Source organism: Lutibacter oceani (genome assembly GCF_003384935.1).
Taxonomy (GTDB): Bacteria; Bacteroidota; Bacteroidia; order Flavobacteriales; family Flavobacteriaceae; genus Lutibacter; species Lutibacter oceani.
Genome location: NZ_QTTQ01000010.1, coordinates 656189 through 671747, shown reverse-complemented (window position 1 = coordinate 671747; position 15559 = coordinate 656189). Strand labels below are relative to the sequence as shown.

The 15559-nt window shown below is 30.4% G+C and carries 11 protein-coding genes; 9 read left to right on the top strand and 2 right to left on the bottom strand.

The genetic code is table 11. The features are described 5' to 3' along the window. The first annotated feature begins 1 nt into the window (after position 1). The 8 genes from coaBC (at position 2) to BX611_RS08335 (ending at position 9758) form a co-directional block, all read left to right on the top strand. On the top strand, positions 2-1213 hold the full coding sequence (coaBC, locus tag BX611_RS08370) for a bifunctional phosphopantothenoylcysteine decarboxylase/phosphopantothenate--cysteine ligase CoaBC (protein WP_115880079.1): 1212 nt from the start codon (positions 2-4) through the stop codon (positions 1211-1213). Beyond that, the gene (gene porD, locus BX611_RS08365; protein WP_115880077.1) at positions 1206-2093 is read left to right on the top strand and encodes a type IX secretion system protein PorD; all 888 of its coding nucleotides are present in this window, start codon (positions 1206-1208) and stop codon (positions 2091-2093) included. Before coaBC ends, porD begins: the two co-directional genes overlap by 8 nt. 23 nt (positions 2094-2116) lie before the next feature. Then, entirely contained in the window at positions 2117-3769 is a 1653-nt protein-coding gene (gene recN / locus BX611_RS08360) for a DNA repair protein RecN (protein WP_115880075.1), read from the top strand. Between the two features lie 51 nt (positions 3770-3820). After that, positions 3821-4681 carry an enoyl-ACP reductase FabI gene (locus tag BX611_RS08355; protein ID WP_115880073.1) on the top strand — a complete coding sequence of 287 codons (861 nt, stop codon included), beginning with the start codon at positions 3821-3823 and terminating at the stop codon, positions 4679-4681. A 183-nt stretch (positions 4682-4864) separates the two neighbouring features. Beyond that, positions 4865-5740 (top strand): electron transfer flavoprotein subunit beta/FixA family protein, encoded by an 876-nt coding sequence (locus BX611_RS08350; protein WP_115880071.1) that lies wholly within the window; start codon positions 4865-4867, stop codon positions 5738-5740. A 15-nt stretch (positions 5741-5755) separates the two neighbouring features. Further along, positions 5756-6784, top strand: coding sequence for an electron transfer flavoprotein subunit alpha/FixB family protein (locus BX611_RS08345; protein WP_115880069.1), 1029 nt, complete (start codon positions 5756-5758; stop codon positions 6782-6784). 169 nt (positions 6785-6953) lie between these two features. After that, the gene (locus tag BX611_RS08340; protein WP_115880067.1) at positions 6954-8693 is read left to right on the top strand and encodes an acyl-CoA dehydrogenase family protein; all 1740 of its coding nucleotides are present in this window, start codon (positions 6954-6956) and stop codon (positions 8691-8693) included. Between the two features lie 108 nt (positions 8694-8801). Continuing rightward, positions 8802-9758, top strand: a complete 957-nt coding sequence (locus BX611_RS08335) for a glycosyltransferase (RefSeq protein ID WP_115880065.1) — start codon at positions 8802-8804, stop codon at positions 9756-9758. On the opposite strand, the gene BX611_RS08330 is transcribed toward BX611_RS08335, so the two are convergent. Then, positions 9759-10118: a PLDc N-terminal domain-containing protein gene (locus tag BX611_RS08330; RefSeq protein WP_115880063.1), complete on the bottom strand. Its 360-nt coding sequence runs from the start codon at positions 10116-10118 to the stop codon at positions 9759-9761. It lies immediately after the preceding gene. 124 nt (positions 10119-10242) lie between these two features. Next, positions 10243-12783, bottom strand: a complete 2541-nt coding sequence (locus BX611_RS08325; protein ID WP_115880061.1) for an ATP-dependent Clp protease ATP-binding subunit — start codon at positions 12781-12783, stop codon at positions 10243-10245. A 258-nt stretch (positions 12784-13041) separates the two neighbouring features. Here BX611_RS08325 and gyrA point away from each other — a divergent pair, with 258 nt between their 5' ends. Continuing rightward, complete coding sequence (gene gyrA, locus BX611_RS08320) at positions 13042-15555, top strand: DNA gyrase subunit A (RefSeq protein WP_115880059.1); 2514 nt, start codon at positions 13042-13044, stop codon at positions 15553-15555. Positions 15556-15559: the final 4 nt, after the last annotated feature.

Genomic DNA, 15559 nt, shown 5'->3' with positions numbered 1-15559 from the left:
TATGTCTATTTTAAGCGGTAAAAATATACTTTTAGGCGTTACAGCCGGTATTGCTGCTTATAAAACGGCACATTTAGTGCGACTTTTTATTAAGGCAGGTGCACACGTTAAAGTTGTTATGACACCTGCTTCTAAAGATTTTGTTACACCGTTAACATTATCTACACTTTCCCAAAACCCTGTTTATTCTACCTTTTTTGATAAAGATGAAGAAAATGAAGAATGGAACAGCCATGTTGATTTAGGGCTTTGGGCAGATTATATGGTTGTTGCACCTGCAACAGCAAATACATTGTCTAAAATGGCAAATGGAGTTTGTGATAATCTATTACTAGCTACTTACTTATCAGCAAAATGTAAGGTTTATTTTGCTCCTGCTATGGATTTAGATATGTATAAACACCCCTCAACAAAAAAAAGTATAGAAAGCTTACAAAGTTTTGGAAATGTGTTTATTCCTCCTTCAACAGGATTTTTAGCAAGTGGTTTAGAAGGTGAGGGACGCATGGAAGAACCTGAAAATATTGTTTCCTTTATTGAAAAAGATATTGTTAAAGGATTGCCACTTTTCAATAAAAAAGTATTAATAACCGCTGGTCCAACATACGAAGCTATTGATCCGGTTCGTTTTATAGGAAATCATTCTTCAGGTAAAATGGGTTTTGAATTAGCAAAAGAAGCTGCCAATTTAGGCGCAGAAGTTTTTTTAATTTCTGGACCTTCAAATGAAATAGTCTCTAATTCTTTAATACAAAGAATTGATGTTGTAAGTGCTGAAGAAATGTATAATGAAGTTCATAAAATATACAATACTGTAAATATTGCAATTTTATCGGCAGCAGTAGCAGATTACAAGCCAAAAAGTATTGCCAATCAAAAAATAAAAAAAGCATCAGATTCAATGTCTATTGAATTGGTAAAAACTCATGATATTTTAGCTTCATTAGGTAAAATTAAAAAACAGCAGTTTTTAGTTGGCTTTGCGTTAGAAACAAACGATGAAATTAAAAATGCTAAAAAGAAACTTATTTCTAAAAATTTAGATTTAATTGTACTAAATTCACTACAAGATAAAGGTGCCGGATTTAAAAAAACAACAAATAAAGTTACAATTATTGATAAATTCGAAAAAATTTCGGAATTTGGACTAAAATCTAAAGCTAAAGTGGCTCAGGATATTTTTAATGAAATTTTGAACAGTATTTATGCGTAAAATAATTCAATTGCTTTTAATATTAGTTACCGCTATTCATTTAAATGGTCAGGAATTAAATTGCACAATAACAGTTAATGCAGATAAAATTCCCGGTTCAAATAAACAAATATTTTCAACCTTAGAAACTTCATTAAATGAATTTGTAAATCAAAAGCGTTGGACTAATTTTAATTATAAGCCACAAGAATTAATTAATTGTAATTTAACAATTACAGTTTTGGAACAAACAGGAACAGATTTTAAAGGTCATATTCAAATACAATCTTCGCGTCCTGTTTACAATTCCACATACGAGACACCAGTTTTTAATTTTAAAGATGATAATTTTTCATTTCAATATACAGAATTTGAACCTTTACAATATAATGCAAACTCATTTGAATCTAATTTAGTTTCAGTAATAAGTTTTTATGTGCATATTATTTTAGGTATGGATGCCGATTCATTTGCATTAAATGCAGGTACTCCTTATTTTACAAAAGCACAAGATATAGTTGTTTTATCTCAGCAAAGTGGTTATGCTGGGTGGAATCAAAATGATGGTTCTAAAACACGATTTACGTTAATTGATAATCTTTTATCACCAACATATAGTATGTTTAGAAAAGCAATGTTTGATTATCATTTCAATGGATTAGATATGATGAGCAAGGATAAAAAAATGGCAAAACAAGCTATATATGAGTCAGTTTTAACTTTAAAAGCTATTTATGATTCTAGACCTAACGCTTTTTTATTAAGAATTTTTATGGATTCAAAAGCCGATGAAATTGTAGATGTTTTTTCTGACGGTCCAAGATTTGATACTTCTAAATTAAAAGATGACTTATTGAGAATTTCCCCTATAAACGCTTCTAAATGGGAAGCAATAAAGTAAATTCTTAATTTCAAACTTAAAGAATGCTAATAAATCTTTCCATAAAAAATTACGCTTTAATTGAAAGTTTATCTGTCAGTTTTCAAGATAATTTATCTATAATTACAGGAGAAACTGGTGCAGGTAAATCCATTCTTTTAGGTGCTTTAGGATTAGTTTTGGGCAAGCGAGCTGATTCTTCTACATTAAAAGACACGACTAATAAATGTGTAATTGAAGCTCAATTTTCAATTGCAAATTATCATTTAGAAAGTTTTTTTAATGAAAATGATATTGATTTTGAAAATGAAACTATAATAAGGCGTGAAATTCTTCCTAGCGGAAAATCACGTGCGTTTATAAATGATACACCAACAACATTACAAAATTTACAAAGCTTAAGTGAAAAGTTGATTGATGTACATTCTCAACATCAAACGTTGCAATTATCGGATGTTAATTTTCAATTTCAAATTCTAGATGCTTTAGTAAATAACAATGCTAAAATTGAATCGTATAAAAGAGGTTTACAATTATTTAATAAATTAAACAAAGAATTAAAAGAACTTAAAAAAAATCAAGTAATTGCTCAAGAACAATACGAATATAATTTGCATTTATATGAAGAGTTGGAAAAAGCAAGTTTTAAAAGTAATGAACAAGCTATTTTAGAACAGCAGCTAGATAAAGAAAATAATATTGAAGAAATTAAATTAAACCTAACTGAAGCACAGGATTTAGCAGTAAATGAAGAAATTGGTTTACAAGCGTTATTGGTTACTTTTACATATAGTTTAAATAAAATTAAAACATTTGCTAGTGAGTATAAGGAATTGTATGAACGTGTTTTAAGTTTAAAAATTGAATTAGACGATATTGCTAATGAAATTGAAAATTTAAATGAAAATATTGAATTCGATCCTTCGGAATTAGAAAAATTAAATAACAGGTTGCAATTAGTTTACAATTTGCAAAAGAAACATAATGTAACTTCAATTGATGAATTATTAGTTATTAAAGAAGACCTTTCTGTTAAAGTGGATGCAGTAGAAAATTCTTCGGCACAAATTAAAGCCAAAGAAAAGGAAGTTAATGAAGTGGCTGATAAAATTGATTTATTAGCACAAACTATATTTAAGGAGCGGGAAAAAGCAATTCCAGTTTTAATTAAAAAGTTAGAAACAATCCTTTCTAATTTAGGAATGGAAAATACCCGTTTTAAATTTAATATTAAGCATACAAAAAGTTATTTTTCTAATGGAAAAGACGAATTACATTTGTTAATTTCAGCCAATAAAGGAGTTAATTTTGGGGAACTTAAAAAAATAGCATCAGGTGGTGAGTTATCTCGAATAATGTTAGCCGTTAAAGCAATTCTTTCAGAGTATTCAAAATTGCCTACTATTATTTTTGATGAAATTGATACAGGTGTTTCTGGAGATGTTTCACAAAAAATGGCTGATATTATGCATGAAATGAGTAGTAATATGCAAGTTATTACCATAACACATTTACCTCAAATTGCAGCTAAAGGTCAACAACATTATAAAGTATATAAACAAGATATTAATAACAACATTGAAACAAAATTAATGCAATTAAATGAAAATGAGCGAATTGAGGAAATTGCAGAAATGTTAAGTGGGAAAAATATTTCAAAAACAGCCATTGAACACGCAAAACAACTCTTAAATTAGGAATTCACTATATTTGCACCCAATTAAATAAAAATCGAAAACAAACTTAAAATTATGTATAATTTATTAAAAGGTAAAAAAGGGATAATTTTTGGAGCATTAGATTCAAAATCTATTGCCTGGAAAGTTGCTGAAAGAGCTCATGAAGAGGGAGCAACATTTGTTTTAACCAATGCACCCGTTGCATTGCGTTTAGGAACTATTTCAGAATTAGCTGAAAAAACAGGATCACAAGTAATACCTGCAGATGCTACATCTATGATGGATTTAGAAGACTTAATTGATAAATCTATGGAAATTTTAGGTGGAAAAATTGATTTTGTTCTACATTCAATTGGAATGTCTGTAAATGTTAGAAGAGGAAATCACTATACGAATCAAGATTATAATTTCACAAAAACAGGTTTTGATGTATCTGCTTTATCTTTTCATAGAGTTATGAGTATGTTATACAAAAAAGATGCAATGAATGAGTGGGGAAGTATTGTAGCTTTATCATATATGGCTGCACAACGTGTTTTTCCAGATTATAATGATATGGCAGACAATAAAGCCTATTTAGAATCTGTTGCACGTAGTTTTGGTTATTTCTTTGGTCGTGATAAAAAGGTAAGAGTAAATACAATTTCGCAATCTCCAACTCCAACTACTGCAGGTAGTGGTGTTAAAGGTTTTGATGGTTTTATTGCTTACGCTGAAAAAATGTCACCTCTAGGAAATGCTACTGCATTGGAATGTGCTGATTATACTATTTCAATGTTTTCGGATTTAACCAAAAAAGTTACACTTCAAAACTTATTTCACGATGGTGGTTTTTCTAATATGGGGGTAAGCACAGCTATTATGGAAGATTTTATGAAAGATTATCAACCAGAGGAAGTTGTTGAAGAACCAAAAAAGAACATTAAATAGAAAGTTAAAAATTTATAGAATAATAAAAAAAGCGATGATTTTAAAATCATCGCTTTTTTTATTGTTTAAAATTATTGCCTCAACTAAAAATATAAATTTTAGAAGTATGAGTATTGTCATCGTTTTCATGAAAAATTTGCTTTAATTTTGAAAGAATCAAAAATATACAAGTAATATTATTCTATGAGACCACTTAAAATTGTAGTACTTGCAAAGCAAGTGCCGGACACACGTCATGTGGGTCCAGATGCCATGAAACCAGATGGTACTGTAAATAGAGGTAAACTTTCTACGGTTTTTAATCCAGACGATTTACACGCATTAGAATTAGCATTAAACATTAAAGATAGAATTCCAGGAACAACGGTAACATTATTAACAATGGGACCTCAAAAGGCTGCAGACATTATTCGTGAAGGCTATTATAGAGGTGCAGATTATGGTGTTATGATCTCTGATAGAAGATTTGGTGGTGCTGATACACTTGCAACTAGTTATACTTTAGTTAAAGGAATTAAAAAGTTAGCACCCTACGATTTAGTTTTGGGTGGAAGACAAGCTATTGATGGAGATACCGCTCAAGTTGGACCACAATGTGCCGATAAATTAAACATTCCGCAAGTTACCTATGTTGAAGAAATTTTAGAAATTAATGATGATAAAATAGTTGCAAGAAGACGTTTGTCTAAAGGTATAGAAACTGTTGCCGCACCTTATCCTTGTTTAATGACTGTTCATGGTTCTTCACCAGCTTGTAGATCACGACACGCAAAAAAAGTAATGCAATACAAATATGCACGAACTAAAACCGAGTTGCGCTCAGCTGATGAAATGTTGCTTTTGCTTCATGAAAAAAGGCCCTATTTAACAATACCAGAGTGGAGTGTTGAAGATATTGAAGCTAATTTGGAAAAAATTGGCTTAAATGGTTCTCCAACTAAAGTTAAAAGCGTAGAAAACATTGTTTTAACAGCAAATGAAGCAAAAATTTTATCAGAATCTGATGCCGATATTGAAATGATGATAAAAGAATTAATTGAACACCATACTATAGGGTAATTTAAAACTTTAAAAATGGAAAAAAAGAAAAGCGTATTAGTCTATTGCGAAGTTGAAAATCAAAAAGTAGCAGATATAAGTCAGGAATTATTGTCAGCAGGAAAGCGATTGGCTGAAAAATTAGGAAGTCCGCTAGAAGCCATGATTTTTGGTGCAAATTTAAATGGTATTGAAAGTCAAATAGCACCTTATGGTGTTGATAAGTTATTTGTTGGAAATGGTTTAAAGTTAGAGCCTTATCAAACATTACCACATGCGGCATTGGCTTCATATATTTTAAACGAAGAAGATCCACAAATTGTGTTATTTGGAGCAACTTCAGTTGGAAGAGATTTAGCGCCAAGATTAGCTTCAAAATTAAATTGTGGGCTAACTGCGGATTGTACTATTTTAGATATTGGAGATCATTTTGTAAAAAAGGAAAAGAAAGAATATAAAGATTTATTATACGCTATTCGTCCTGCTTTTGGTGGAAGTATTATGGCAAATATCATCAATTGGGATATGCACCCACAAATGGCAACGGTACGTGAAGGCGTTATGAAAAAAGAAATTTTTGATGAACACTATAGTACAGAAATAGTTGAAGTTGATGTAAATTCAATTTTAAATAAAGAAGATTTTGTAGTTGAAATTATTGATCGTGAAATTAAAGAATCTGGTGTAAACCTAAAAGATGCTCCAATTATTGTTGCGGGTGGTTATGGTGTTGGTTCTAAAGAAAATTTTGATTACTTAATTGAATTGGCTGAATTGTTAGGTGGTGAAGTTGGCGGTTCAAGGGCGGCTGTTGATGCAGGTTTTATTGAGCACGACCGTCAAATTGGACAAACCGGAACTACTGTTCGTCCAAAATTATATATAGCTGCTGGTATTTCAGGTGCCATTCAACACACTGCAGGAATGCAGGATGCTTCAATGATTATTTCAATAAATAATGATCCGGAAGCCCCAATAAATAAATTAGCAGATTATGTAATACACGGAGATTTGGGCGTAGTTGTTCCAAAAATGATTAAATATTACAAACAGAACGCTAAATAGAATAATAACTAAATTAATGAGATTATCTAAAATGTATATAAATCGTCACTCTGAACTTGTTTCAGAATCTCACCATGTTTTCAATTCTTTTAATGAGATCCTGAAATAAATTCAGGTTGACTAAATTTTTATTTTTTAGAGCGTCACTTAATAATATAAAATATACAAAATGGATAATTTTTTTAAAGATACTCCAGATTTCAGGTTTCATTTAGAGCATCCTATAGTAAAAAAGATAGTTGCATTAAAAGAACGAAATTTTTCAGAATCAGAAAAATATGAATATGCTCCTTTAAATCACGAAGATGCAATTGATACTTATGAAAAAATATTAGAAATTGTTGGTGAAATTTGTGCCGATACTATTGCAAAAAATGCTGAAGGTGTTGATATTGAAGGTCCTCATATTGAAAACAATGAAGTAGTTTATGCAAAAGGAACTACTGCAGATTACAAAGCATTGCACGATGCAGGTTTAATTGGTATGTCCTTGCCAAGAAAGTATGATGGATTAAATTTTCCTTTGCTGCCTTATGTAATGGCTGCTGAAATGGTTGCAAGAGCCGATGCTGGCTTTGCTAATATTTGGGGATTGCAAGATTGTGCAGAAACTATTTATGAATTTGGTAGTGAAGCACAACGAGAAAAATATTTACCTCGTTTTAATAGAGATGGTGCTACTGCTGCAATGGTTTTAACAGAGCCAGATGCAGGTTCCGATTTGCAATCTGTAAAATTAAAAGCAACATTTAATGAAGAAGATAAAAAATGGTATTTAAACGGTGTTAAGCGTTTTATTACCAATGGTGATGCAGACATTTCGTTGGTGTTGGCACGTTCTGAAGAAGGAACTACTGATGCTAGAGGACTCTCAATGTTTATTTATGATAGAAATGATCACGCTGTTGAAGTACGTCATTTAGAAAAAAAATTAGGAATTAAAGGTTCTCCAACATGTGAATTGGTGTTTAAAAATGCACCTGCAGAACTGGTTGGTAAGGAGCGATTTGGTTTAATAAAATATGTAATGGCTTTAATGAATTCTGCACGTTTAGGTGTAGGAGCACAATCAGTTGGTATTGCAGATGCTGCTTATAGAGAAGCTTTAAAGTATGCTGAAGAAAGAGCGCAATTTGGAAAAGTAATTGTGAATTTTCCGGCAGTTTATGAAATGATTACCAATATGCGTGTGCGTATTGATGCTTTACGTTCATTATTGTATGAAACAACACGGTTTGTAGATGTTACAAAAGTTTATGAAGATGTAATGCAAGAACGTTCTTTAGAAAAAGAAGAACGTATGGAAATGAAAGGTTATGCAAAATTAGCCAATGTTTTTACGCCACTTTTAAAACTAACTGCTAGTGAAGCTTGTAATGTAATTGCGTATGATTCTTTACAAATTCACGGAGGAACTGGTTTTATGAAAGATTTTCCTATTGAACGAATCTATAGAGATGCCAGAATAACTTCAATTTATGAAGGAACAACACAATTACAAGCAGTTGCAGCTATAAAAGGAGTAACAACTGGCGTATTTTTGGAGCAAATAAAAAATTACGATGCTAAAATTTCTGAAGAGAATAAATTTTTACAAGCAAAACTTCAGGAAATGACAGCTAATTATGAGCAAGTTTCCCAAAAAGTTATTGAAACACATAATACGGAATTATTAGATTTTCATTCTAGAAGATTGGTTGAAATGGCTGGTAATATAATTATGGGTTATTTATTGGTTTTAAATAGTCAACGTGATGAGAAATTTAGTAAATCTGCCAAATTATTTATCAATTTAGCGAGTTCAGAAAATAAAGAAAAGTCTGATTATATATCAAATTTTGATATTGAAAACTTAAGCTTGTACAAGTTGGTTCAAACTGAAATTTTGGAGGAAACTTCTTTAGCTTAATTTAAATTTAAATTAACTGTTCTAAAACCTACTTTAAATTTTCAAAGTAGGTTTTTCTTTTTAGTTGTATTAAAAACTGTAAATTTGAATTTCTTAAAAAGCTAACTGGTGGAGTACCAATTTTCAATTATTATTCCTGTTTATAATCGTCCTCAAGAAATTGATGAATTGTTGCAGAGTTTAACAAAGCAAACTTTTCAAAAAAGTTTTGAAGTTATTGTAGTTGAAGATGGTTCCACTATAAAAGCCGATAAAATTCTAAAAAAATATTCCGAAAAATTAAATTTAAAATATTTCTTCAAAGAAAATAGTGGAGCAGGAGCTAGCCGAAATTTTGGAATGCAACAAGCTTCAGGAAATTACTTTATTATTTTTGATTCGGATTGTATTATTCCACCAAATTATTTAGTTGAAGTTGAAAAGGCACTTCAAGAAAATTATACCGATGCTTTTGGAGGGGCAGATGCTGCGCACCAATCTTTTACAACAATTCAAAAAGCAATTAATTATAGTATGACTTCCTTTTTTACTACTGGAGGAATTCGCGGTAGTAAAAAAGCAGTGGATAAATTTCAACCTAGAAGTTTTAATTTAGGAATTTCTAAGAAAGCTTTTGAGGTTAGCAAAGGTTTTAGTAAAATGAAAATTGGTGAAGATATTGATTTAACGTTTCGTTTATGGGAACATAATTTTGAAACCCAATTTATTGAAAACGCTTTTGTATACCATAAAAGAAGGTCCACATTTCAACAATTTTTTAAACAAACTTTTGCGTTTGGAAAAGGCAGACCTTTTTTAAATAGAAAATATCCTGAAACAGCTAAATTAACTTACTGGTTTCCTTCTTTATTTATTTTAGGATTGGCTTTTTCAATAATAATGATGTTAATTTTTAAAATTAAAGTATTCGCCTTGTTTTTTGCAACTTATTTTATAATAATACTCATTCACTCATTTATAAAAAACAAAAATATAAATGTAGCTATTGTAAGTATATTAACAACTTTAATACAATTTGCCGGTTACGGATTAGGCTTTTTAAAAGGATTGTTAGCTAAGAATTAATTATTTAATAGTCTTTAAAGGAATAATTTCAACAAAATAATAAATAATACTTCCAATAATTCCTGTAAAAATAAGAATCAAAGTCCACATCACTTTTTTATTTGTATCGTTTTCTGGATTGTTATTGGTATGTACGATATAGTAAATTTTTATTCCTAAACTTATAATTGCCATAAAAACAATCAACAGAATAAACCAAGTTAAAGATTGTAAAAATGCTATTGGGATTTCACCATGATTATGTTCTAATTCCATAATATTCTCAAAGAAAACAGTGAAAAAGAAAATAAAAAGGAGTACTAAAAATACAATTGGTAAAAAAGTAAAAATAGATAACCAAAATTTTGTTGAAGATTTCATAATTATATAATTAAAATTACTTCAATAAATTTACTAAATAATTACTTATTAAATATCACAAAAAAAAATCCAGATATTTTCAAAAATATCTGGATAAATTATGTTGCTACAAAAAAGATTAGGGTTATTCCTCAACCTTTTTTTTGCCTTTAGTAATTTTAATTGTTAATTCAGATTTATCTTTGTTTAAATCCATAAAAATAGTATCGCCTTCAGTTAATTTAGAATTTACTATTTCTTCAGCTAAGGCATCTTCAATATATTTTTGAATTGCACGTTTTAAAGGTCTTGCGCCATATTGCTTATCAAATCCTTTATCTGCAATATAGTCTTTAGCTTCATCTGTTAATTTAAGATTGTAACCTAAATCTTCAATACGATTAACTAATTTTTTTAATTCAATATCAATAATTGAGTGAATATCTTCGCGTTCTAAAGCATTAAATACAATTACATCATCAATTCTGTTTAAAAATTCAGGAGCAAAAGATTTTTTAAGTGCATTTTCAATTACTTTTTTAGCGTTTTCATCTGCTTGTTCTTTTTTAGAAGCGGTTCCAAAACCAACACCAGCTCCAAAGTCTTTTAACTGACGAGAACCAATGTTAGATGTCATTATGATAATTGTATTTCTAAAGTCAATTTTTCTGCCAAGACTATCAGTAATATGACCATCATCTAAAATTTGAAGCAACATATTAAACACATCAGGATGTGCTTTTTCTATCTCGTCTAATAAAACAACAGCATAAGGCTTACGTCTTATTTTTTCAGTCAATTGCCCACCTTCTTCATAGCCTACATAACCCGGAGGTGCACCAATTAATCTCGAAATGGCAAATTTTTCCATATACTCACTCATATCAATTCTTACAAGTGCATCTTCGCTATCAAATAATTCGGTTGCCAACACTTTGGCTAGCTGAGTTTTACCAACTCCTGTTTGACCTAAAAAGATAAATGAACCAATTGGCTTATTTGGATCTTTAAGTCCAACACGATTACGTTGAATGGCTTTTACAACCTTTGAAACAGCTTCATCCTGACCAATAACTTTTCCTTTAATTAAATTTGGAAGGTCATGCAATCTATGGCTTTCTGCTTCAGCAACTCTATTTACAGGAATACCTGTCATCATAGAAACAACTTCAGCAACATTATCTTCGGTAACAACTTCGCGGTTTAATTTAGAAGCTTCTTCCCATTTTTTTTGTTCAATTTGTAAAGAATTTTCTAAGCGTTTTTCATCATCGCGTAATCTTGCAGCTTCTTCATATTTTTGTCCATTTACAGCAGCAGTTTTATCGCTTTTAATTTTTTCTAATTCTTTTTCAAGTTGAAGTACCTCTTTTGGAACCACAATATTTGTAATATGAATTCGAGATCCGGCTTCATCCATAGCATCAATTGCTTTATCTGGAAGAAAACGATCTGTCATATACCTATTGGTTAATTTTACACAAGCTTTAATAGCATCATCTGTGTATGTAACCATATGATGATCCTCATATTTATCTTTTATATTATTTAAAATTTGAATGGTTTCTTCAACAGAAGTAGGCTCAACAATTACTTTTTGAAATCTTCTTTCTAAAGCGCCATCTTTTTCAATATTGGTTCTGAACTCATCTAAAGTTGTAGCTCCAATACATTGAATTTCTCCGCGTGCTAAAGCAGGTTTTAACATATTTGAAGCGTCTAATGAGCCCGTTGCTCCACCAGCACCTACTATGGTATGAATTTCATCAATAAATAAAATAATATCATCATTTTTTTCTAATTCATTCATTAAAGCTTTCATACGTTCTTCAAACTGGCCCCTGTATTTTGTTCCTGCAACCAAACTTGCTAAATCTAAAGAAACAATTCGTTTGTTAAATAAGATTCGAGATACTTTTCGCTGAATAATACGTAAAGCCAAACCTTCTGCAATTGCAGATTTACCAACACCTGGTTCACCAATTAACATTGGATTGTTCTTTTTTCTACGGCTTAAAATTTGAGATACGCGCTCTATTTCTTTTTTTCTTCCAACAACAGGATCTAAGGCACCTTCTTCAGCTAAACGCGTTAAATCACGTCCAAAATTATCTAAAACAGGTGTTTTTGATTTCTTTTGAGGAGTTTGCTCTCCTTTTGGCTGTTCAAACGGATTGGATTTTGGAGTATCAAAATCATCATCAGATTTGTTTTCAGCGCTTGGTAAATTTATTTCTTCATTTAAAAATAATTGTTTGTAAACAGTTTTAACGTCTTCATAAGTGGCGTCAAAATTGTGTAACAACTTGGTTGTTGGGTCATTTTCATTTCGTAAAATACACAAAAGTAAATGTGCAGTATTTACGGATTCACTTTGATATAATTTAGCTTCTAAAAAAGTTGTTTTTAAAGCTTTTTCAGCTTGTCTTGTTAAGCGTAAGCTTTTCTTTTCATTAGAAGAAGTTTCAATTACGGAATTTATAGGGCTTAATCCTTCAATTTTTTTTCGTAAATGATCAAGATTAATATCTAATGAATTTAAAATGTCTATAGCTTTTCCAGTCCCCTTTCTAATAAGACCTAACATTAAGTGTTCAGTTCCTATAAAATCGTGTCCTAAACGTAATGCTTCTTCCTTGCTGTATGCAATTACATCTTTAACTTTTGGTGAAAAATTATCGTCCATTGTATTATGTTTATATTGTAAAATTAACTGATTTTTTTCTTTTTTTAGTGCAAAAACAACACCACTTTTTAATTATTTGATAAAAAAGTGTTTTTTTTAGTGATTTAAGTATTGATATTCAGTGTGTTAAACTGTATAATTATATAGGGTTTATTGTTAATAAAAAATATAAAAACAACCTGACAAATTGGTTGTAAAAAAGTGAAAAATTGTATATTGCTTTGTTAAAATATGACACTAAAATAAATTAAAAAACATATGGCAGACGGAGAAAAACTGATACCAATAAATATTGAAGATGAAATGAAATCTGCTTACATTGATTATTCAATGTCAGTAATTGTTTCAAGAGCATTACCAGATGTACGAGATGGTTTAAAACCTGTACACAGAAGAGTTTTGTATGGGATGCACGAATTAGGTATAAAAGCAACAGGATCCTATAAAAAATCAGCAAGAGTAGTTGGGGAAGTATTGGGTAAGTATCATCCGCATGGAGATACTTCAGTGTACGATTCTATGGTTAGAATGGCACAAGACTGGAGTGTACGTTATATGATGGTTGATGGACAAGGTAACTTTGGTTCTGTTGATGGTGATAGTCCTGCAGCAATGCGTTATACTGAGGTGCGTATGCAAAAAATATCTGAAGAAATGCTTTCTGATATTGAAAAGGATACAGTTGATCATAAACTAAACTTTGATGATACTTTAAACGAACCTACAGTTTTACCAACTAGAATTCCAAATTTGTTAGTTAATGGAGCTTCTGGTATTGCAGTGGGTATGGCTACAAATATGGCACCTCATAATTTAACAGAGGTAATTGATGGAACACTAGCATATATTGATAACAGAGAAATTGAAATTTCTGAATTAATGCAATATATAAAAGCTCCAGATTTTCCAACTGGAGGAATTATTTATGGTTATGAAGGTGTAAAAGATGCATTTGAAACTGGTAGGGGAAGAATAGTAATGCGTGCTAAAGCTGTTATTGAAGAAGTTCAAGGCAGAGAATGTATAATTGTTACCGAGATTCCATATCAGGTTAACAAAGCAGATATGATTAAAAAAACTGCTGACTTAGTTAACGAAAAAAAATTAGAAGGTATTGCCAATATTAGAGATGAATCTGATAGAAATGGAATGCGTGTTGTTTATATTTTAAAGCGTGATGCAATTCCAAACATTGTTTTAAATAAATTATATAAATATACTGCGCTTCAAACATCGTTTAGCGTTAATAATATTGCCTTAGTTAATGGGCGTCCAGAACAATTAAACCTAAAACAATTAATTCATTATTTTGTTGAACACAGACATGAAGTAATTGTTAGAAGAACAGAATTTGAACTTAAAAAAGCAGAGGCTAGAGCTCATATTTTAGAAGGTTTAATTATTGCAAGTGACAATATTGATGAGGTAATAAAAATAATTAGAGCCTCTTCAAATGCTGATGAAGCACGTGAAAGTTTAATGACTCGTTTTGAGCTTACCGAAATTCAAGCCAAAGCAATTGTTGAAATGCGTTTACGTCAATTAACTGGTTTAGAGCAAGATAAATTACGTGCAGAGTATGATGAGATTGTTAAATTAATAGCAGATTTAAAAGATATTTTATCCGATGAAGTAAGACGTTATAATATAATTAAAGAAGAACTTATAGCAATTAGAGACAAATATGGTGATGATAGAAGATCGGTAATTGAATATGCCGGTGGAGATTTATCTATTGAAGATATGATTCCAAATTCTAATGTTGTTGTTACAATTTCTCATGCAGGTTATGTTAAACGTACTAATTTAGATGAGTATAAAGTTCAAAATAGAGGTGGTAGAGGACAAAAAGGAGTGGCTACCAGAAATGAAGATTTCTTAGAACATTTATTTATTGGAACCAATCACCAATATATGTTGTTTTTTACTCAAAAAGGAAAAGTATTTTGGATGCGAGTTTATGAAATTCCAGAAGGTAGTAAAACTTCAAAAGGAAGAGCGCTTGTCAATTTAATTAACCTGGAACAAGATGATAAAGTAAAAGCATTTTTAGTTACAGAAGATCTTAAAAATGAAGAATATGTAAATAACCATTATGTGATAATGGCAACTAAAAAAGGTCAAGTTAAAAAGACTTCTTTAGAGCAATATTCTCGTCCAAGAACTAACGGTATAAATGCCATTACCATAAAAGAAGGTGATGAATTATTAGAAGCAAAATTAACAACCGGTGATAGCCAAGTTATGCTTGCCTTAAAATCAGGTAAATCAATTAGATTTGAAGAAGGCAAAACACGTCCAATGGGTAGGAATGCTTCTGGTGTGCGTGGGATCACTTTATCAAATAAAAAAGATGAAGTTATTGGAATGATTGCTGTAAATGATTTAGATAGCAATATACTTGTTGTTTCAGAAAATGGTTATGGTAAAAGGTCAAGTTTAGAAGATTATAGAATAACAAACCGTGGAGGTAAAGGTGTTAAAACAATTAATGTAACCGAAAAAACCGGAAATTTAGTAGCAATTAAAAATGTAACTGATGAAGATGATTTAATGATTATAAATAAATCAGGTATTACAATTAGATTGGCAGTTTCAGATTTACGTGTTATGGGACGTGCAACACAAGGTGTTAAATTAATTAATATTAAAGATAATGATTCTATTGCAGCAGTTGCAAAAGTGATGCACGAAGAAGACGAAGAAATTGATGAAAATGAAAATGGCACGGAAATTGAAAATAATAATGAAGAGAATACAAATCAAGAATAATTTA